This window comes from Humibacter sp. (assembly GCF_035547335.1).
Classification (GTDB): Bacteria; Actinomycetota; Actinomycetes; order Actinomycetales; family Microbacteriaceae; genus Humibacter.
This window is the reverse complement of sequence record NZ_DASZVF010000064.1, coordinates 1-18,878: the sequence shown is the minus strand read 5'-3', so window position 1 is coordinate 18,878 and position 18,878 is coordinate 1. Positions and strand designations below refer to the sequence as shown.

At 66.9% G+C, this 18,878-nt stretch carries 15 protein-coding genes and 1 tRNA gene; 12 read left to right on the top strand and 4 right to left on the bottom strand.

Annotation, left to right across the window (positions count from 1 at the left end; all coding sequences use genetic code 11):
• Window positions 1–32 precede the first annotated feature (32 nt).
• Window positions 33–329, top strand: coding sequence for a hypothetical protein (locus tag VHB92_RS13780; protein WP_325454339.1), 297 nt, complete (start codon window positions 33–35; stop codon window positions 327–329).
• A gap of 129 nt (window positions 330–458) precedes the next feature.
• Here the strand turns inward: VHB92_RS13780 and VHB92_RS13775 are convergent, their stop codons facing one another.
• Window positions 459–1,058 (bottom strand): CGNR zinc finger domain-containing protein, encoded by a 600-nt coding sequence (locus VHB92_RS13775; protein ID WP_325454338.1) that lies wholly within the window; start codon window positions 1,056–1,058, stop codon window positions 459–461.
• Window positions 1,059–1,299: 241 nt separating this feature from the next.
• On the opposite strand from VHB92_RS13775, the gene VHB92_RS13770 reads away from it, so the two are divergent.
• The gene (locus tag VHB92_RS13770; RefSeq protein WP_325454337.1) at window positions 1,300–2,700 is read left to right on the top strand and encodes an FAD-dependent oxidoreductase; all 1,401 of its coding nucleotides are present in this window, start codon (window positions 1,300–1,302) and stop codon (window positions 2,698–2,700) included.
• A 98-nt stretch (window positions 2,701–2,798) separates the two neighbouring features.
• On the opposite strand, the gene VHB92_RS13765 is transcribed toward VHB92_RS13770, so the two are convergent.
• Window positions 2,799–3,398 carry a hypothetical protein gene (locus VHB92_RS13765; RefSeq protein WP_325454336.1) on the bottom strand — a complete coding sequence of 200 codons (600 nt, stop codon included), beginning with the start codon at window positions 3,396–3,398 and terminating at the stop codon, window positions 2,799–2,801.
• Window positions 3,399–3,482: 84 nt separating this feature from the next.
• Here VHB92_RS13765 and VHB92_RS13760 point away from each other — a divergent pair, with 84 nt between their 5' ends.
• Window positions 3,483–4,340: an alpha/beta hydrolase gene (locus tag VHB92_RS13760; RefSeq protein ID WP_325454335.1), complete on the top strand. Its 858-nt coding sequence runs from the start codon at window positions 3,483–3,485 to the stop codon at window positions 4,338–4,340.
• A gap of 238 nt (window positions 4,341–4,578) precedes the next feature.
• A complete protein-coding gene (locus VHB92_RS13755) occupies window positions 4,579–5,880 on the top strand; it encodes an LCP family protein (RefSeq protein ID WP_325454334.1) in 1,302 nt (433 codons plus the stop codon).
• 91 nt (window positions 5,881–5,971) lie between these two features.
• Here VHB92_RS13755 and VHB92_RS13750 read toward each other — a convergent pair whose 3' ends face one another.
• Complete coding sequence (locus VHB92_RS13750) at window positions 5,972–7,105, bottom strand: serine hydrolase domain-containing protein (protein WP_325454333.1); 1,134 nt, start codon at window positions 7,103–7,105, stop codon at window positions 5,972–5,974.
• A 152-nt stretch (window positions 7,106–7,257) separates the two neighbouring features.
• Between VHB92_RS13750 and VHB92_RS13745 the strand changes: the two genes are divergently transcribed.
• The 7 genes from VHB92_RS13745 to VHB92_RS13715 all read left to right on the top strand — a co-directional run bounded on the left by VHB92_RS13745 (window position 7,258) and on the right by VHB92_RS13715 (window position 16,429).
• Window positions 7,258–7,346, top strand: a tRNA-Ser gene (locus tag VHB92_RS13745).
• Between the two features lie 45 nt (window positions 7,347–7,391).
• Window positions 7,392–7,817 (top strand): MFS transporter, encoded by a 426-nt coding sequence (locus VHB92_RS13740; protein WP_325454332.1) that lies wholly within the window; start codon window positions 7,392–7,394, stop codon window positions 7,815–7,817.
• A gap of 459 nt (window positions 7,818–8,276) precedes the next feature.
• Window positions 8,277–13,628, top strand: coding sequence for a DUF7507 domain-containing protein (locus VHB92_RS13735; protein ID WP_325454331.1), 5,352 nt, complete (start codon window positions 8,277–8,279; stop codon window positions 13,626–13,628).
• Between the two features lies 1 nt (window position 13,629).
• Window positions 13,630–14,091, top strand: a complete 462-nt coding sequence (locus tag VHB92_RS13730; protein WP_325454330.1) for a hypothetical protein — start codon at window positions 13,630–13,632, stop codon at window positions 14,089–14,091.
• A gap of 369 nt (window positions 14,092–14,460) precedes the next feature.
• Complete coding sequence (locus tag VHB92_RS13725; protein ID WP_325454329.1) at window positions 14,461–15,015, top strand: DapH/DapD/GlmU-related protein; 555 nt, start codon at window positions 14,461–14,463, stop codon at window positions 15,013–15,015.
• Between the two features lie 45 nt (window positions 15,016–15,060).
• On the top strand, window positions 15,061–15,465 hold the full coding sequence (locus VHB92_RS13720; protein ID WP_325454328.1) for a RidA family protein: 405 nt from the start codon (window positions 15,061–15,063) through the stop codon (window positions 15,463–15,465).
• A 94-nt stretch (window positions 15,466–15,559) separates the two neighbouring features.
• Entirely contained in the window at window positions 15,560–16,429 is an 870-nt protein-coding gene (locus VHB92_RS13715) for a Rieske 2Fe-2S domain-containing protein (protein ID WP_325454327.1), read from the top strand.
• A gap of 118 nt (window positions 16,430–16,547) precedes the next feature.
• Here the strand turns inward: VHB92_RS13715 and VHB92_RS13710 are convergent, their stop codons facing one another.
• Window positions 16,548–17,576, bottom strand: a complete 1,029-nt coding sequence (locus VHB92_RS13710) for a LacI family DNA-binding transcriptional regulator (protein WP_325454326.1) — start codon at window positions 17,574–17,576, stop codon at window positions 16,548–16,550.
• 373 nt (window positions 17,577–17,949) lie between these two features.
• Here VHB92_RS13710 and VHB92_RS13705 point away from each other — a divergent pair.
• On the top strand, window positions 17,950–18,878 hold a 929-nt coding region (locus VHB92_RS13705), incomplete at its 3' end, for a beta-galactosidase (RefSeq protein ID WP_325454325.1).

The following is an 18,878-nucleotide window of genomic DNA, read 5'->3' as shown; positions in this document are numbered from 1 at the left end:
ACACGGACAAGCACATGGCGAGGGAGCTGCGCATGGTTCGAAGCATCGACTGGTCTCCGGTGGAGGCGAAGCACGTGACGTCGGCGATCGGCGAGTACGACCGGCTGGGAGATCACGACTTCTTCGCCCGTTTCGGCTTCGCGCCGACCACCACCTACGACCTGCTCGCCGACGGCAAGACCTACCCGCCGAAGGCCATCCTGGGCGCCGCCTACGAGCTCGCCACGGGAGACCGGCTGGCGTCGTCCGATTTCGAGGGCGGCCGAAGCGGCGCCGTGAAGGTACTGACGGGCCTCGGCTTCACCGTGCAGGAGCGGCAGCCTCACTGATCGGCGCTCGCCGGGTGATCAGCGCTCTCGCACTGGCCGGCACCCCCTGTTCACACACTCTGATGCGTCCACGCCGGCCCACGCTGCATGCATTTCCGGCGGACACGGACGACGCGAGCGTCGGTCGGCTCAGCTCTGCGCGGTGCCCGTGCTGTGCTCGCGGTGATGCCGGGCGACCCGGATCCGGTTGCCGCAGATGTTGGCCGTGCACCACACGCGCCTGCTGTTCTCCGCGAGGAAGAGCATGGAGCACGCCGGGTTGGCGCATCGGCGCAGCTGCGCCCGCCGCCGCGGGTCGGCCAGCAGCCGGATGCCGTCGCCCGCCACCTCCGCCAGCCGCGCGTCGCCGCCGTGCTCGCGGTGCCAGCGCGTCGTCACCTCCAGGCCGTCTTCCGCGGCCACCAGGCGTGGGCTGCTGGGGACGGAGTCCGCGAACGTGTTCAGGTCGTCGATGACCCACCCCTCCGGCGTGCGCCCGTCGATGACCGCCTCGAACGCCTCCCTCAGCACCGAGCGAAGCCGGCGGGTCGGACCCGCTTCGGGCGTGGGGCCATCGGGAAGCCGAGGTGACTGCAGCTCCCACCACGCCGCATCCCTGCCATCCAGCTGGTCGACTACGGGGGACTCGGCCAACGACACCGTGTCGACCAGGTCGATCGCCACCGAGGGCTCTCCGCCGATGGTGAACCCGAGCCGCTGGATGGACTGCAAGGTAGGCGTAACGCTCATGGAACCACTGTAGCCATTACGTCCCGCTTCCGGGACCCGGTGACGCCTCCCAATACGGGCAGGAAGTCAGGAAGAGACCTGACACTGCTTGCGTCGAATATCTAATTGTTATACAGTGCAGTTATCCATTAGGAGCGAGACCGGAAACCAGTGCCGCACGCGGTCGACGCAGTCCGTCCGAGCACACGCACCGAGCTCATCCGCCCGCGAACGAACACCCGAACGAACAGGAGAACCAGCCATGGAGAACGCGACCGAGGAAGGAACGGCGCTCACCGCCGACGTCCTGGTGATCGGATTCGGGAAGGGCGGAAAGACGGTCGCCCACGCCATGACCGACGCCGGCCGGCGCGTGATCATGGTCGAGCAATCGGACCAGATGTACGGCGGCACGTGCCCGAACGTGGGCTGCGTCCCGACGAAGATGCTGGTGCACTACTCCAACGAGAAGCGCCTCGAAGACAGCGCGCAGGAGTTCTTTGCCAACTCGATCGCGGGCGTCAGGGCGCTAACGAGCGCGTTCCGCGCAGGCAACTACGCATCGCTCGATGGCAAGGACACCGCAACGGTGATCACCGGAGCGGCGTCGTTCGTCGATCCGCACACGGTCGCGATCGGCGAGGGTGCCGACCGCATCACGGTGTCGGCGACGACGATCCTGATCAACACGGGGTCGGAGGCGATCCTCCCGGACATCCCGGGGCTTGCCAACAGCCGCCACCTGGTGAGCAGCACAGACCTCATCCAGCACGACCGGCTTCCGGAGCGCCTGGTCATCATCGGCGGCGGATACCTGGGGCTCGAGTTCGCCTCGATCTATCGCCACTTCGGCACCGAGGTCACCGTGATCGAGGCCGCGGACCGACTGCTTCCGCGGGAGGACGAGGACATCGCCGAGGTGGCTACCGAGATCCTCGCCGGCGACGGCATCCGCATCATCACGAATGCCGGTGTGGTCGATGTTCGCGACGAGGGCGACGCCTCCTTCATCACGTACGAGCACGACGGCGAGACGAAGACGGTGCAGGCCGACGCCATCCTCGCCGCGACCGGCCGCAGGCCCGTGACCGGCGCTCTTCGGCTCGATGCGGCGGGTGTGCGAACGACCGCTCGCGGCGCCGTCGAAGTGGACGAGCATCTGCGCACGAGCCAGCCGCACATCTACGCGCTCGGCGACGTGAACGGTGGGCCGCAGTTCACCTACGTGTCGCTGGATGACGCGAGGATCGTGCTCGACCAGCTGCTCGGCGACGGCATCCGCACCACGACGGACCGAGTCGCGGTGCCGCACACTCTCTTCATCACGCCACCGCTGGCGACGGCGGGACTCACCGAGCGCGAGGCCAGGTCGCAGGGCAGGCACATCACGGTCTCGCGCGAGCGCGTCGCCGACATCGTCGCGATGCCGCGCGCGTACACGGTCGAGGAGACGAGGGGCGTGATGAAGTTCATCGTCGACGCGGACACCGACCTGATCCTGGGAGCGGCGATCCTCTCGATCGACGCGCAGGAGATCATCAACACGGTCACGCTCGCCATGCGTCACGGCATCACGGCGACGCAGCTCCGCGACTCCATCTACACGCACCCGAGCTCGACCGAGGCGCTCAACGAGGTGTTCGACAAGGTGGTCGCGCGCTAGCAGCTACTGCGACCGGACGGTCGGGCGGGGGAGAGTCTGCCTGCCCGGCCGCGCCTCGCAACGCTCGGCACAGCCCGGACGGTGCTGCTGCCGGGCGGTCAGCCGTCGCTCGTCAGCGCCTCCAGCTCCGCGCGCAGCGAGGCGAGCTCGATGTCGCGATCCACGGGATCCAGCGGCGTCGGCGCGTCGGGCGTGTACTGCAGCGCGTGGTCGACGAGGGATGCGCTCACCTCGTGCCAGGCATCCTGGCGTGCCTGCTCGATGAGGTCGAGAAGGTAGTCCTCCTCGCCGGCCTTCTGCCGAAGTGCCGACGCCGCCTCGGTGGCGACCATGAGGCGGTGCCGCACGTTCGCCTCGTCGCCACGCCGGTAGTCGTGCACGTGCTGCGCCCGGCCGACGCGACCGATCGTGCGGGCGAGCTCTTCCGTGAGGCGGTCGGACGCATCCTGCGACTCGGATGCCAGTTCTTCGAACGCCTCTGACGCCTCCGCCAGGTAGGCCCTCGCGTCATACGCCCGCGGCGAGACGACGGCGTCGACCGCTATCGCGTTCTTGAGTCGAAGGCGCACCGCGTATTCGGAGATCATCATGCCCTCCGAGACCGACTGCTCGACCGTCGCGGGCGGACGCACGACGACCGCCGCGTCGTCGTAGGGCTTGAGGATGCGCCGCTTGCGCCAGCGTGCGAACCAGCCCACGGCGTCTCCTCTCCGACAGTCAACGCTACCGGCGGGAGCTGCCCCGTGGGCCGTTGGATACCGTGGATCGAGAGCGGAGGAACGATGGCGATCGAACGAGACCTCGATGTGGGCGACGGGCGCACCGTTCGCTTCTGGGACACCGGGCAGACGGGCGCAGGCGATCTCACCGTGGTCTGGCACCAGGGAACGCCGCAGACCGGCCAGCTGCTCGCGCCGGTCGTCGCGGCGGCGGCCGAGCGCGGCATCCGCGTCGTCTCGTGCGCGCGAGCCGGCTATCCAGGGACCACGCCGTTACCCGGTCGCACCGTCGCGGATGGCGCAGCGGACGTGGTGGCCGTCGCCGCCGCGCTCGGTCTGGAGAGCTACGCGCCCGTCGGCGCGTCGGGTGGCGGTCCGCACGCACTCGCCTGTGCCGCGCTCGACCCTGAGCACGTTGCCGTCGTCGTCACCATGGCGGGCATCGCGCCGTACACCCGGGACTTCGACTGGCTGGCGGGCATGGCCGCCCCCGGCGCGTTGGCGTCGGCACTGCAGGAGGGGCGCGACGGCCGTCGCCGCTACGCCGAGACGGAGGAGTTCGACGAGTCGAGCTTCGTCGACACGGACTGGGCGGCGCTGCAGGGCACGTGGGGTCCGCTCGGCGCGGACGCCAACCGGGCCGCGGAGGAAGCGAGAGCGGGCGGCGGGGTTCCCTGGGGCGAGATCGACGACGACGTGGCCTACGTCGACGACTGGGGCTTCGAGCTCGCCGCGGTCGCGTGCCCGACGCTCATCGTGCAGGGCGGCCGCGATCGCGTGGTGCCGCGCGCGCACGGCGAGTGGCTCGTCGAGCACCTTCCTGCCGCGCAGTTCTGGCTTCGACCGAACGACGGCCACATCGCGGTTCTGAACGCCTTGCCGGTCGCCCTCGACTGGGTGCTCGACACAGTCGGCTCATGATCGGATGCGCGCTCGCTGACGGCCTCTCTCACCGTTCCTTCAGCAAATACCGGGTTTCCCAGACCTTGGTCGTCTAGCCTCGATCACAGGCCGTGGACGTTTCCGCTGTACGGGTGTGCGCGATTCGCGCCGCGGTCCTCCGATGGAAGCGACAAAGCGCGACAGTGCCCGCGAGGCGAACGCCCGGGGCGCGGACCACTGACGACACGACGACCGGCTGGTACGAAAGGCGGTGCACATGGCGGAACGGCAGGCTCCTGGCCACGGCACTCGGCACACGCGTGCTGCCGCCCGGGCCGAGCGCGCCCCGAGCGGCATCGCCAGGCACGGCCGGCTCCGCAGGCATCCGTGGGCGACGTTCGGCAAGGTGGTCGCATCCGTCGTCGCGGTCGCCGTCGTGAGCACGCTGGGCATCGCGGGCGTCGCAGCGGTGAACCTTGTCAGCGACACGAAGAAGTCGTTCCACCTGAGCGGTGAGGCGAAGCAGGCCATCCCCAACATCGCCGAGCTCAAGGGCGGCGTGAACATCCTCGTCGCCGCGACGGACACCCGAAGCGGCCAGGGCGACTCCTGGGGCACGCTCGATGACAGCGAGGGCGCGGGCAACAACGACGTGACGATGCTGCTGCACCTCTCGAAGGACCACACGCACGCGATCGTCGTGAGCTTTCCGCGCGACCTGATGGTGCCGATCCCGCAGTGCGGTGACAACGACGCGCAGGATCAGGCGCAGTTCAACACCACGCTCTCGGAGGGCGGCATGAGCTGTGTCGCCGACACCGTGACGCAGCTGACGGGCGTGAAGATCCCGTTCGCGGCGCTCATCACGTTCGAGGGCGTCGTCGCGATGTCGAACGCCGTCGGCGGTGTTCCGGTGTGCATCGGCGGCGACGGCATCGACGATCCGGACACCAGCCTGAACCTGCCGCCCGGCAACGTGACGCTCCAGGGTCAGGATGCCGCGGAGTTCCTCCGCACGCGGCACGGGCTCGAGGATGGCTCCGACCTCGCGCGCATCAGCAATCAGCAGGTCTTCCTCTCGTCGCTCGTTCGCACGATCATGAGCAACGGCACCCTGAGCAATCCGGTCAAGGTGTGGGGACTGGCCAAGGCCACCACCAGCAACGTGACACTGTCCGACAGCCTGAACAACGTCACGACGCTGTACCAGATCGCGATGGCGCTCAAGGGCCTCAACTGGAACAACATCGCGTTCGTGCAGTACCCCACCGTCGAAGATCCGGATGACACGAACCGCGTCATCCCCGACGACGACGCCGCGCAGACGCTCGACAACGCGATCATCAACGACCAGTACGTGCAGATCACGGGCGGTACCGGCGGATCCGTCACGGCATCCGATCAGCCGGCGCAGCAGCCGCCCGCGGCCAGCTCGCCTTCGCCGAGCGACAAGAAGGGCTCCGGCAAGAAGAGCACGGCCACGGCGACGCCGTCGCCCACCTCGACGCCCGTGCAGCTGAGCGACAACGTGCACGGTCAAACCGCGGCGACGCAGACCTGCTCGAACGGCGCCGGCTGACGCTTCGCGTCGTGTAAGCGGCATCCGCCCGGGCCGCTCGTCGGTTCCGTCCGCACGGATCGTCGTCGGCCCCGTTCTATGACGACGCCGTTCAGAGAGCGTCGACGGATGCCGCCAGCGGCCCCCAGAAGTATCCGAAGGTCTCCTGCGGTCCCGCCATGAACCGCTGCGACATGACCACGCCGACAAGGTCGCGCGATGGGTCCACGTAGGCGCTCGTGCCCGATCCTCCGGTCCAGCCCCACCGGCCGGGCGCGGACCACGCCTGCGGCTTGCCGGTCTCGACGGAGAGACACCACCCCCACCCGACCCCAGAGCCGGCCAGCTGCGTGAGACCGACCTGCTGGCCTGCATCCAGCTGGGCCGTCGTGGCCAGTTCGACGAGCTCGCGCGGCACGATCTCCGCGTCTGCGATGGCCGTGAGGATGCGCAAGAACTCGGGAACAGTCGACACCAATCCGCCGCCGAGACTCTCGAACATCGGGCTCGCGGAGAACCCGCGGTCGTAGTCCGTCGCCACCTCGAGCCCTTCACCGTGCGGCCGATACGAGGTGGGCAGCCGCTCGGATGTGAAGAACCCGGTGCGGGAGAGGCCGAGCGGCCCGGTGATCGCTCCGACGAGCAGCTCGCCGAGAGGTCGCTCCGCGACGCGGGCGAGCAGGATGCCGAGCACGTCGGCACTCGTGTGATACATCCACCGAGTGCCCGGCTGGTGCGCCAGCGGGAGGGAGCCGACGCGCTGGAGGTAATCATCCTCGTCGAAAATGGGAGGGAGCGGACCCACGCCGTACGGATTGAGCGCGCGCGAGTACGGCGTGTCTTCGAACTGCAGACCGATCCCGCTCGTGAACAGGAGCAGGTCGCGCACCGTGATCTCCCGCTCGGCGGGCACCGTGTCATCCAGGGCGGCGTCGGGGGAGCGGAGCACGCGCCGGTCGGCGAGCTCGGGCATCCACTCGCCGATCTCGTCGTCAAGGTCCAGCAACCCGTCGGCGATCAGCTGCGCGGTGAGTGCCATGCCGACGATCTTGCTCAGTGACGCGATGCGGAACCGCGTGTCCTCCGTCATAGGTTCGCTGCCTGCGTCGCCCGTGAAGTCGTAGCTCCCCGTCGCGTAGAACCAGGTGCGGCCGCCCCGGCGCGCGCCGGCGACGATGCCGGGAGCCCAGCCGGATGCCACGCGCTCGTCGAGCGAGCGCCGGACGGGATCGAGATCGAGAGGCATCCGACCACCCTGTCCGTCTTCTGTCCATCGGTCAACTGTCGGGCCCGTCGGACCAGCGCCGGCGCCCTCATGCTGGCTGGACTCTTCGCGGTTCGGCCGGCGCCGGGCGTCCGTTATGATGGTGGGCGTGTGTCCGCCAGGCGGGCGCACGAGGAGACGTCGCATAGTCAGGCCTAGTGCACCACCCTGCTAAGGTGGAGTCCCCGCAAGGGGACCGAGGGTTCAAATCCCTCCGTCTCCGCCGTGTACGTGGCCCCGAGGTCCCGCGGAACCCCGGGGTCTTCCGTTGGAATGCAGCTCCCGCCCCCGGCGAAAACCGCACAAGCGAATCGGCGAATGCGCGACCGAACCGGTCCGAAACCTCGCCAGACCCGCTGCCCGATTCGGTATGGCGGCCGGGGCATTGGCCTTCATCGGCCAATTCACCGCATACACCTACATCACACCATTCCTGATCGACCACACCCGACTATCCAGCGACATGATCTCCGTGCTCTACGTGCTCTACGGGGTCGCGGGGATTGTCGGATCGGTCATCGCGGGGTCATTGTTCAAACGAGGCGTCATCGCGAGCTTCGCTGGGTCAGCGATCGTCGTGGGCGCCCTGGTCATCGCACTTGCATGCAGCGGCACAGTGCCCTGGACTGCGACCGGGTTCCTCGCACTGTGGGGCGGGTTCTGGGGCATCGTCAACCCCGGCACACTGGTCTGAGTAGTCGTCCGGGTACCTCTGGACGTGGTCAGGAGCTCATTCAGGGCCGTGGGTTGTGGAGACCACCCGGTTTGTGTTGGGCACGCGCGTGCGATAGCGGTGCGCCTGGCTTGCCGCCAAGTGAACGCGCGACCCGGCCACCCATGACCAGGGCATTGCAATAGTCAGGGAAACTATTCCAGGAGTGTCCATGCGACCCCCGGGTAGGGGGTCAAAGTGGTGAGTTTCGGGGTGAATTCCGCCCGCGCCGCTTCCCCGCGACTGCCCTGGTCGACTTTGATGTGAGCGACCTGTGGGGTTCGCGCTCGTCTCGATGCATGAGCGCGCGGGATTCATGAATCCGCGCAGGACTCATGAATCGGGGAGCTCGTGTTTCGGGGTAATGCACGGACTGTTGTTTCGGGACGCTCTGGGAGCGGCCGGCGAGGGACACGAGCGCTTCTCGCCGCACTGATCAGCGTGGCGCTCGTCACGCTCGGGGTGGCGCTTCCCGCTGAGGGCGCGTCGGCGGCGGGTACCGCCAGTGTCACTATCAGCCCTGGTACGACCTCCGTTGCGGCTGGGGCGGCCACGACGCTGACGCTGTCGCTGTCCTGCAGCGTCACGGGCGGCTGTGCCGGCACCACGCTGACCTTCCCCGTGACGTCGTACACCGACCTGAAAGGCGCGACCGTCAACAATGCGGCCGCGTTCGGAGCGCTGTCGTGCCCGGGCTGGACGAAGACGACATCCGCCACCACGGTGACCTACGCCTACACGGCGGGTACACCTGCTGGAACGGTGCCGACGGGGTCTCAGCAGTGCACGTTCAACTACGCGACGACGAACTACAGCACGCCTAACAACCAGACATTCCCGATCACGCCGACGATCAACGGCACGAACTTCACATCAGCCGCAGGGAACACGTCGACTGTCACCGTGACTGCCACGGAGAACGTGAACTTCAGGAAGACCGCACCCGCAAAGATCGGCCAGGGTGGGCAGTACGTCTACGACCTGCACTTCAACTGCGCGCCCAATTCGCTTAACGGGTCGATAGGAACGTCGTCGTTCACCCTGGTCGACCATCTTCCCGCCAACTTCACGTACCAGAGCTACGTGACGATCTACAACGCGAACAACGGCAACTACGGTCAGGGCACCTTCCCCGGCACCATCACGTACGACGCCGCCAGCAACACGCTGACCTACTCGGATCCCGATGGCAACATCTGCAACGGCGTCAGTTCCCGTGCCCCCGGACGAGACATCGACATAACGGGAACAGCGACGACCGCAGGAGCGCTCGACAACATCGGTGACACCATCTCGAACACCGCAATTGCGACCTTCACCTACTACGACGGAACGTCGCAGACGCTCGAGAGCACGGCCGACACGAGCGTGGTGGCCGTGGTTCCGACGGTATTCGACTCCAAGAACAGCTCGAGCAACTCCTTCCCCGACGCGGGCCAGTACACCTATCCGCCGAACAAGGGGCGCTACCCCTACGTCTACCCGGGTAACTGGGATGGCAGTGGCGTCGGCGGCCAGTACTCGATAAACCTCTTCACCAACGGCACCCAGGCCGGAGCGGACTTCGAGGTGCAGGACCCCATGCCGTGCACGACTAACAATGCAACGCCGGGAACCGCAGCAAATCCGAACTACATTTCCAACGCGCCCGGCACGCTGTGCCCGACTCCTGCATTCATCCCGACGGTCATCACCGCGGTCGGGTTCGCACCCACTGATGCAGATGCGATTACCGTGATCCACACGGATGGCACCACTGCCTCGATCCCGTACACGTCCGGAACCGGCTGGGTTGTGCCCACGTCACCCGCCGTGTCAGAGATCGACTTCCCTCGGTTTGCCGAAGAGGGACAGAACACGTCGACGACACAGCAGTTCATCGTGAAGGGTTACGCGGCGTCCGGTCTGACCACGTCCTCGCTGATCACCAATACGGCGACCGCGACTCCGTATCTCGTCGGGTCGGACACTCCGTTGGCGTCTGCGCGGCCGGCTTCTGGGTCGCTGCTGGTGGTTTCCGCGGACGAACCGTCGGGCACGGTCATCGCTCCGGGCATCTGGCCCCGGTACAACGGAGGCTCTACCTGCACCGAAGCGGTAGGCATCGGCGGCTTCGGCGGCAACGGCCCCCAGTCCAACTACATCGAGGTGGCGCAGGCTCCCTCTCAAGCGATCTACCTCTCGTACCTCGCTCCCGAAGGCGCGACCGTCACCACGGGGACGTCTCAGACATTCACGTTCACTCCCCAGCAGTTCAGTGCATGGCCCAACACTGCCGGTGGGACCGCAGCAAGCACGGTGACGATCAACGCAGCGGTGACTCCGAACTACAACGGCACGGGTCGACAGCTGCTGCAGTGGGTGGTTCCGGCAGGCATCATCACCACAGCCGGAGACTATGTCTTCACGGGCAACACGCTCACCGTGAACCTCGGCCCTGGATGTGCCGGCACCTACCAGAATGACGTGACCGTCGGCTACGGAGCTCCGATCACCTCGTGCTTTGGCCCGAGTGGAATCACCGTGCCGTCTAACGGGAGCAACGCCGCGTTGGAGATCACCAACGCGCCGACCAGCACGAACTACTGCGGTGAGTCGCAGAACATCAACGTGACCCCGATCAATCCGGCGTTCTCGGTGGACAAGTCGGTGCAAGGAAACCTCGACGCGACACCGGTGACAGCAGGCGGCGTAGGCAACGTCAGCCCGAACGGCGGGACGGCCACCTACGACGTCACGTTCACGAACACGGGTTCGACCAACTTGGTGGATCCCGTCATGTACGACCTGCTGCCGGCGGTCGGGGACACGGACACCACGAAGACGGATGCGCGCGGGTCGGAGTTCGGCGTCGTGCTGACCGGTGTCGGGCCTTTGCCCGACGGCGTCACGGTCTCGTATTCGCAAGCGACCGACCCCTGCCGACCAGAGGTGCTGGTGAACGGTAGCAATCCTGGGTGCGTCGACGACTGGAGCACGACCGCTCCGAGATCGCTGTCCTCTGTGACGGCGCTCAAGTTCTCCTACGACGGAACCGTGTACGTTCCCGGTGGCAACGGCATCAACACCTTCTCGATCCCGTACACCGTGTCGACACCGGCGAACATCGCCGGTAAGACCGCATGGAACACCGTGGGCACCACTGCCACCCCCGGTGTCGGCCAGCCGGCATTGACGGCCGCGGAATCATCCCGCACGGGTCTTCACGCGCAGGCTGGACTCACCGTCGTCAAGGCAGCCTCGCCGACCACGGTCGACCACGTCGGCCAGAGGGTGACCTTCACCTTCACGGTCGACAACGACACGGCGGTCGCGCTGAACGGCGTCGCCATCGACGACGTGCAGAGCGCACCGGCCGGCGCACTGACCAGCGGGCCCACCTGCCCGTCGCCGAGCCTCGCACCCGGCGCCACCGAGGACTGCAGCGCGACTTACACGGTGACCCAGGCAGACCTCGACAGCGGCAGCATCTCCGACAGCGCAACCGCATCGGGCACGCCTGTCTCCGGCAGCCCGCTGGTCTCCGCACCGTCGACCGCAACGGTGACGGCGACCCAGACTCCTGCGCTCACTCTGACCAAGTCGGCAAGCCCGACGTCCGTGAGCAACGCCGGCGATACGGTGACGTACTCGTTCTTGGTGACCAACACCGGAAACGTGACGGCCACCGGCCTGGCGATCGTGGATGACGCCTTCTCGGGCACCGGCAGCCTGTCGGCGATCACGTGCCCGACGACGAGCCTGGCGCCCGATGCCGACACGACCTGCACCGCCACGTACTCGCTGACACAAGCAGACGCGGATGCCGGATCCGTGACCAACACTGCGCATGCGACTGCCACCGGCGCGGGAGGTGCGGCCGTGAGCTCTGCGGCGTCGACGGCAACCGTGTCGGTGACACAGGCAGCGGGACTCTCTCTCGTGAAGTCGGCAGATCCCTCGGCAGCGACCGCCTTCTCAGCTGGGCAGCAACTGACGTATCACTACCTGGTGACCAACACCGGCGACGTCACCGTCACGAACGTGGGCATCACCGAGGGCACGTTCACCGGTTCGGGCACGCTTTCGGGTATCACGTGTCCCTCGACGACGCTCGCGCCGACGGCACAGGTCGACTGCACAGCGACCTACACGCTGACGCAGGACGACATCGACGGCGGCTCGGTGTCGAACACCGCCACCGCGACGGGTGCCGGGCCTGGCGGTGCGCCCGTCTCGTCGCAGCCGTCGACGGTTTCGACGCCGGCGATCGCCGCTCCCGCCCTGACGCTGACCAAGTCGGCCTCGACGACCACCGTGACCGCGCCGGGAGACAACGTGACCTACTCGTTCTTGGTGGCCAACACCGGAAACGTGACCGTCACGGCCGTGGGCATCCGTGAGGACAGCTTCTCGGGAACGGGAACGCTCTCGGCGATCTCCTGCCCAGACACGACCCTCGTGCCGGGCCAGTTCACGACGTGTACCGCGACCTACGGGGCGACCCAGGCCGACATCGATGCGGGATCGGTGACCAACACCGCCTCTGCCACTGCTCTCGCCCCGGGTGACGCTCCCGTGACCTCGCCGTCGTCGAGCGCAACCGTGACGGCGACGCAGGCCCCGGGTCTCGAGATCGCGAAGACCGTCGATCCGACCACGGTCGACGCGGCCGGCCAGACGGTGACCTACACGTTCGCGGTGACCAACACCGGCAACGCGACCGTGAGCGGCATCTCGATCAATGAGACGCACTTCACGGGTTCGGGAACGCTCTCGGCGATCTCGTGCCCGCCGACGGCGTTGGCGCCGCACGACCAGTTGTCGTGCAGCGCGACCTATGTCGTGACCCAGACGGATATGGATGCCGGATCGGTGAGCAACACCGCCACCGCGACCGGTCTCGATCCGGCCGGAACCCGGGTGACCTCTGACGAGTCTGAGGTGACCTTCACGGTCGCCGCAGCGCCGGCTCTGAGCTTGGTCAAGACGGCTCAGGCCACGACCGCGGACAGCAAGGTCGGTCAGAAGGTTGAGTACGACTTCTTGATCACCAACACCGGTAACGTGACGCTGCACGATGTGACGGCTGAGGAAGACGCCTTCACGGGAACCAGCTCGCTTGACGCGCCGACCTGCCCGGCCGGGGCCGCCGCGCTGGCGCCGGGAGCGCAGGTGACCTGCACCATCGTGTACACGGTGACGCAGGCGGATGTCGACGCGGGATCGATCACCAACACGGCGACTGCGGTGGGGACGCCTGCCGGTTCCAACACTCCGGTCACTTCACAGCCGTCGTCGGCGACCGTGACAGAGCCGGCGGCCGCGGCAGTCACGCTGGTGAAGTCCGCGGACGTCACCTCGGTCAGCAAGGCCGGCCAGGCCGTCACGTTCTCCTTCACGGTGACGAACGTGGGCAACATCACGTTGACGAATCCGACCGTCGACGAGGGCACGTTCAACGGCCACGGAAAGCTCTCCGCGCCGAGATGCCCGGCGGGCCTGACCGAGCTGACGCCCGGTCAGGTGGAGGTCTGCACCGCCGACTACACGGTGGTCGCGGCCGACCTCACCGGCACGCCCCTGACGAACACTGCGACGGTCGACGCCACGACGCCGGATGGTGACCCGATAGTGTCCGACCCGTCGACGGTGAACATCGCCGAGGTGCTGCCCGCAGCCACGGCCAACCCGACGTCAGGGTTGGCGGACACCGGCTCGACGGTCGCCTGGAGCTATGGCGTTCTGGCCCTCGCGCTGGCCGCGGCCGGTGCCGTCATCCTGTTCATCCGCCGACGTCGGAGGAGCGCCTGACATGCACAGCCGTCTCGCCCCTCGCACCGCGGCCATCGCCGCCGCGCTGATGGTCGCCGGAGTCGCCCTCGCCGGCTGCACCGCCGCCGCACCGAATGCCGCCAAGACGCACTCGGCAGCGGCGACGACCGTACCCGGGCTGCCCTCCGGGGTGACCCAGGCGACCGCGCTGCCGACAGACATCCCCAATGACTCGAAGACGCGCGCCGACGTGAAGCTCGTCGCATGCACCTCGACAGGGGACGGCTGGAAGGCCTCAGGAACCGTCAGCAACGGCGGCAAGTCTCCCGCGACCACGGTCATCACTGTGTTCTTCACGACAGACAAGGCGACCGTCGTCGGCGCCGCGCAGACGCGCGTCACCGTCAAAGCGGGCGACAAGCGGAACTGGACAGCGGAGAAGACGTTCACCGCGCCCTCGAAGACGCTGTGCGTACTGCGAGGAGCCGGCCAGGCCGGCTGACGGAGTACGGCGCCTGGGTCCGTCTCCGCCATGCTTCGGGCTCGAGCTCCGTCGAATGACCCGCCTTCATCAATGCGGCCGCGTTGCTGGTTGCTGCGGTGTTCCCGCTCGTCACCATTCGGCTGTGGCACCAGCCGGCGACGCGCCGGACACCCGGCATGCTCACTGTGGCGGGCGTTCTTCCCCGCGCGATCGTCGGGTAGCCGGTCAGCACGTGCAGGCGTAGCCGAACGTCCGCACCGAAAACCGGCGAGACCGCCGGTGATACGGTCACTTGTCTTCTGAGCGAAGCTCGCTCCACCGTCCCGCTGCTACCCCACCTTCGTGTCGATGAGAGGGCGACGACGCGGTTGGAGAGGATGGACACCGATGCGAAACGAACGTCTCATTCCCAGGCGCACGCCCGAGTCGAGGGCCGTCACGCAGCGCACGCAGGTGGTCATGGACCTGACCTCGCGACTCAACGTGCTTCGCCACGACGACGTGGATGCGCGCGCGGCGATCCTCGGCGAGATCCTCGGCCGTCCCGTGCCTGAGTCATTGACGCTCTATCCGCCGTTCTATTGCGATTTCGGCCTCAATCTCGACTTCGGTGACCACGTCTTCGTGAACCAGAACGGCTCGTTCTATGACATGGGCGGCATCACGATCGGAGACCGCACTCTGATCGGGCCAGGGGTGACGCTTGTCACAGCTGGCCATCCGGTCGATCCGGCCAAGCGGTTCGACGGGATCACTGTTGCGCCGATCGTCATCGAGGCCAACGTGTGGATCGGAGCCAACGCCACCGTGTGCCCGGGAGTGACGATCGGCACGGGAGCCGTCGTCGCGGCGGGAGCTGTGGTCGCGAAAGACGTGCCCGCGAATTGTGTCGTCACCGGCCACGGCTACATCGTGCGTCGAGACTTCAGTCCGACGGCGTAGCGCAAAGGGTCTCTGCAGCTATCGCCTCCGGCTATGGTTGCGTGCGTGGTCGATCTGCGCCTGGTTCGTTCACACGCGCTCACTCACGCCGAGTACGCGGACGCTTCGATTGTGCTGGCGGGTAGTGAGGTCGTGTTTCTGGCCGGCGCCTGCCCTCTCGACACCGACGGCGTCGTCGTCGCACCGGGAGACATCACCACGCAGACGCGGAAGGCGCTCGCCAACATGGACGTCGTTCTGCGCGATTGCCGGGTCGCTCTTGAGCAGGTCGCGTTCCTCCGAGTGCTGGTGGTCGCGAGCACCCCTGACGAGCTCGGTCTGGCCTGGGCGGCCGTGAGGGAGCACTTCGGCCATCACGAAGTGCCGGCGACGCTGCAAGGAGTGCCTGTGCTCGGATACGCAGGCCAGCTCGTTGAGATCGAGGCCGTGGCAGCCAGAGGTCCGAGCTGAAACGGTGTCCATCGCAACTCGGTAAGCGGATGCCTGTCGTGGGGTCTCTGCCAAGGCGTTGACCGCTGCCAGGGCGTGGGCTAGACCGAACCGCATGGGAAGACTGAACAGAACGGCTCATCGTCTGACCGCTGCCATCGAGCGTGCGGATGCGCTCGACAGAGTGGGAGGCCCGGTTGCGGCATTCGTGAAGAAGGCCACGCATCCGAAACCGGTGAAGAACCTCCTTTCCGGAACGTGGCTCGGTCACGCGCTGCATCCGTTGCTGACCGATGTGCCGATCGGGTTCTGGACCGCCGCGACCGTGCTGGATCTTACGGCCGGCGAGCAAGGCGCACGAGCCGCCCGGCGCATGGTGGGCTTCGGCATCCTCGGATCAGCGCCGACGGCGATCGCCGGCGCATCCGACTGGTCGGATACGCATGGCGCTACGAACCGCGTCGGGCTCGTGCACGCACTGCTCAACGGCGGTGCGTCGTTGCTGCAGATCGCATCCTGGCTGAGTCGAGTCCGAGGGCATCGGAGTCTCGGCGTGCGATTGAGTCTGATGGCGTACGGGCTGACCACGATATCGGCCTACCTCGGCGGTCACCTTTCGCTGGTGCGGGGGACCGGTGTGAGTCACACGGCCTTCGAGAGCGCTGAGGCGCAGTGGTTCGATGTGGCGGCCGCTGATGCCCTACGAGACGACGTGCCGATGCGGGTCGTGGCCGACGGCGTGCCCGTCATGCTCGTCAGGCAGCACGGCACGGTTTGGGCGCTGTCGGCCACCTGTACGCACGCGGGTGGGCCCCTCGACGAGGGAACGCTCATCGACGGATGCGTGAAGTGTCCGTGGCACGGCAGCGAATTCCGGCTCGATCGGGGCACCGTTGAGCGAGGGCCGGCATCCGTCCCGGAGCCGACGTGGGACGTGAAGGTCGCAGACGGACGCGTCGCCGTGCGGTCGCGGGCCGCGGCCTGAGCGAGACCAATGAGCGGCAGGTGCTCGATCTCGGTTCACGATTGCCGCTCCGAGTGCGGGAGTCGGGACCTTCCGTGTCTCGTGCCTGAAGCCGCGATGACGCGTGCCTAAGAGAGATTCAGCCGATGGAGCCGGACGCCGGCCCTGTTGACTGCCGCAGCACCATTGTCGCGGGAGTCGGTCGACGTTCGGTCGCTTCGCCCGTCATCAGCGCTAGCAGCTGGCGGAAGGTGTCGCGCCCCTCTTCCTCGAGCCCGAGCTGGACCGTCGTGAGCGGAGGCCGCACATAGGCGGCTTCGGGGATATCGTCCATGCCCGTCACCGAGACGTCATCCGGGACTCGAAGTCCCAGTTCGCTCAGCGCCAAGATCGCGCCGATCGCCATCTGGTCGTTCGCTGCGACGATGGCGGTGCACACGCGATCGGGCTGGAGCGCACGCACCGCGTCGTATCCCGATTTCGCGGACCAGTCACCATGGACGACAGCCTCGAGCGCCAGACCGTGAGCGGCCAGTGCGTCATCGAAATCCTGACGTCTGTTTCGGGCGGCCACCCAAGTGCTCGGGCCTGCAAGATGCAGAAAGCGACGGTGTCCGAACTCGACGAGGTGGTCGATCAATTCTCGAATGGCCTCGCCGCGCATGTCGGGAGCGCCCGACTCGCCGGCGACCATTCCGAACGGGATGACCACCGGAACCTGGAATTTCGCTGCCTCGAACGCGTCGCGGAGCTCGTCGGTTGAAGCGAGGGCGAGGATGCCTGCCACGTCGTGCTGATTCACGAGCTTGATCGCTGCTTCGACGTTGGCGCGATCGTCGACGTCGAGCGTGATGATGTCGAGCACATATCCGTGCTTCCGAGCCTCCTCGCTAGCGCCCTGTGCCACCCTCCCCGGACCGACCTGGGTGATTTCCTGAGTCAGAGCCGCCACGCGGTGAGACCTGTTCGTGGCGAGAGAACGGGCGGTCAAGTTCGGTCGATAGCCGAGCTCATCGAGCGCTTTGAGAACACGTTCTCGGTTGAGCGGTTTGATGCCGGGATCGCCCTTGAGTAATCGGCTCACGGTCTGGTGCGATACGCCGGCCTGCCGCGCGACATCGTAGATTGTGGGCTGCTTGCCGGCGGGTCGGTCCGCCTGGGTGCTCATGCCGTCTGGGGACATCTACCCTCCGAATCGGGCGGCGCTGCCCACAACTGTAAGGCCGCACTGGCGCGTCGCTGTGTGAACTCGAGCTGCCGCACCCGCACAGCCACGCGAACGGGGGGCGTGAGCACATTGAAGGCGCGCCACGACCCTCGCCGCCGCGCGCTCTCGTTACCGGTAACGAAACTGTAACAGAGGATTGTTACCGGTAACGAAATCGATTAGTTTTCATGCGAACACGCCGAAGAGTGCATCGCAATGGGAGCACTCGTCGTCAGCCGCCCCCAAGACAGACAACGGAGTCGCCATGCCGTCGGACCCCTCATACGAACCGCCTCGAGTGCTGTTCGGCGCGGCCTACTATGCCGAGTATCAGGTGACTGATCGCACCGAGGAAGACCTGGACCTGATGGTGAAGGCCGGGTTCTCCGTCATCCGGGTCGGAGAGTCCGTGTGGTCGACGTGGGAGCCGCGGGAAGGCGAGTTCAATCTCGAGTGGCTACAGCCGGTTCTCGACGGAGCACATCGGCGCGGCATCGGCGTGATCCTTGGCACCCCCACTTACGCGGTCCCGCCGTGGCTGCAAGCTGCCTATCCCGAGATCGCGGCCGAACGTGAGACCGGTCGGCGGATTCCGTGGGGGAGCAGGCAGGAGGCGGATTTCACGCATCCCGCGTTCCGGTACTTCGCCGAGCGGGTGATCCGCATGGTGGTCGGGCGCCACGCGCAGCATCCGGCGGTCATCGGTTTCCAAGTGGACAATGAGCCCGGGCTCGAGTTGTTCCACAACCGCGGCGCCTTCGCCCGCTTCGTGCGCTGGCTGAAACGCAAGTACGGCGATGTCGACACGTTGAATCGTGAGTGGGGTCTCACCTACTGGTCGCACCGCATCGCGGACTGGTCTGAGTTATGGGTGCCCGACGGCAACTCGTTGCCTCAGTACGACCTGGAATGGCGTCGCTTTCAGGCCGAGCAGACCACGGAGTTCATCGCCTGGCAGGCCGGAATCGTGCGCGAGTACTCGACCCCCGGGCAGTTCGTGACGACGTGCCTCGCGTACCCGCGTCCGGCCGTCGAAGACCGCGAGCTGACGGAATCGCTCGACATCGCCGCGGGTAACCCGTACTACGCGATGCAGGACCACCTCGACCTCACGAAGCACGAGTCGGCCCAGACGCCGTGGACCACCTCGGGCGTCGGCGGCTTGTTCCGGCAGGCGGATCGTCTGTATTCGTCGAAGCAGGAGCGGTTCCTAGTGACGGAGACGAACGCACAGTCCATCGGCCAGAGCTTCATGAACCTCCC

Excerpts from the sequence above, each read along its gene's own strand:
- VHB92_RS13750 (WP_325454333.1), bottom strand. The coding sequence starts at position 7,105 with ATGCCTCTCGATCTCGATCCCGTCCGGCGCTCGCTCGACGAGCGCGTG.
- VHB92_RS13710 (WP_325454326.1), bottom strand. The coding sequence starts at position 17,576 with ATGAGCACCCAGGCGGACCGACCCGCCGGCAAGCAGCCCACAATCTAC.
- VHB92_RS13780 (WP_325454339.1), top strand. The coding sequence starts at position 33 with ATGGTTCGAAGCATCGACTGGTCTCCGGTGGAGGCGAAGCACGTGACG.
- VHB92_RS13730 (WP_325454330.1), top strand. The coding sequence starts at position 13,630 with ATGCACAGCCGTCTCGCCCCTCGCACCGCGGCCATCGCCGCCGCGCTG.
- VHB92_RS13760 (WP_325454335.1), top strand. The coding sequence starts at position 3,483 with ATGGCGATCGAACGAGACCTCGATGTGGGCGACGGGCGCACCGTTCGC.
- VHB92_RS13715 (WP_325454327.1), top strand. The coding sequence starts at position 15,560 with ATGGGAAGACTGAACAGAACGGCTCATCGTCTGACCGCTGCCATCGAG.
- VHB92_RS13725 (WP_325454329.1), top strand. The coding sequence starts at position 14,461 with ATGCGAAACGAACGTCTCATTCCCAGGCGCACGCCCGAGTCGAGGGCC.
- VHB92_RS13770 (WP_325454337.1), top strand. The coding sequence starts at position 1,300 with ATGGAGAACGCGACCGAGGAAGGAACGGCGCTCACCGCCGACGTCCTG.
- VHB92_RS13775 (WP_325454338.1), bottom strand. The coding sequence starts at position 1,058 with ATGAGCGTTACGCCTACCTTGCAGTCCATCCAGCGGCTCGGGTTCACC.
- VHB92_RS13755 (WP_325454334.1), top strand. The coding sequence starts at position 4,579 with ATGGCGGAACGGCAGGCTCCTGGCCACGGCACTCGGCACACGCGTGCT.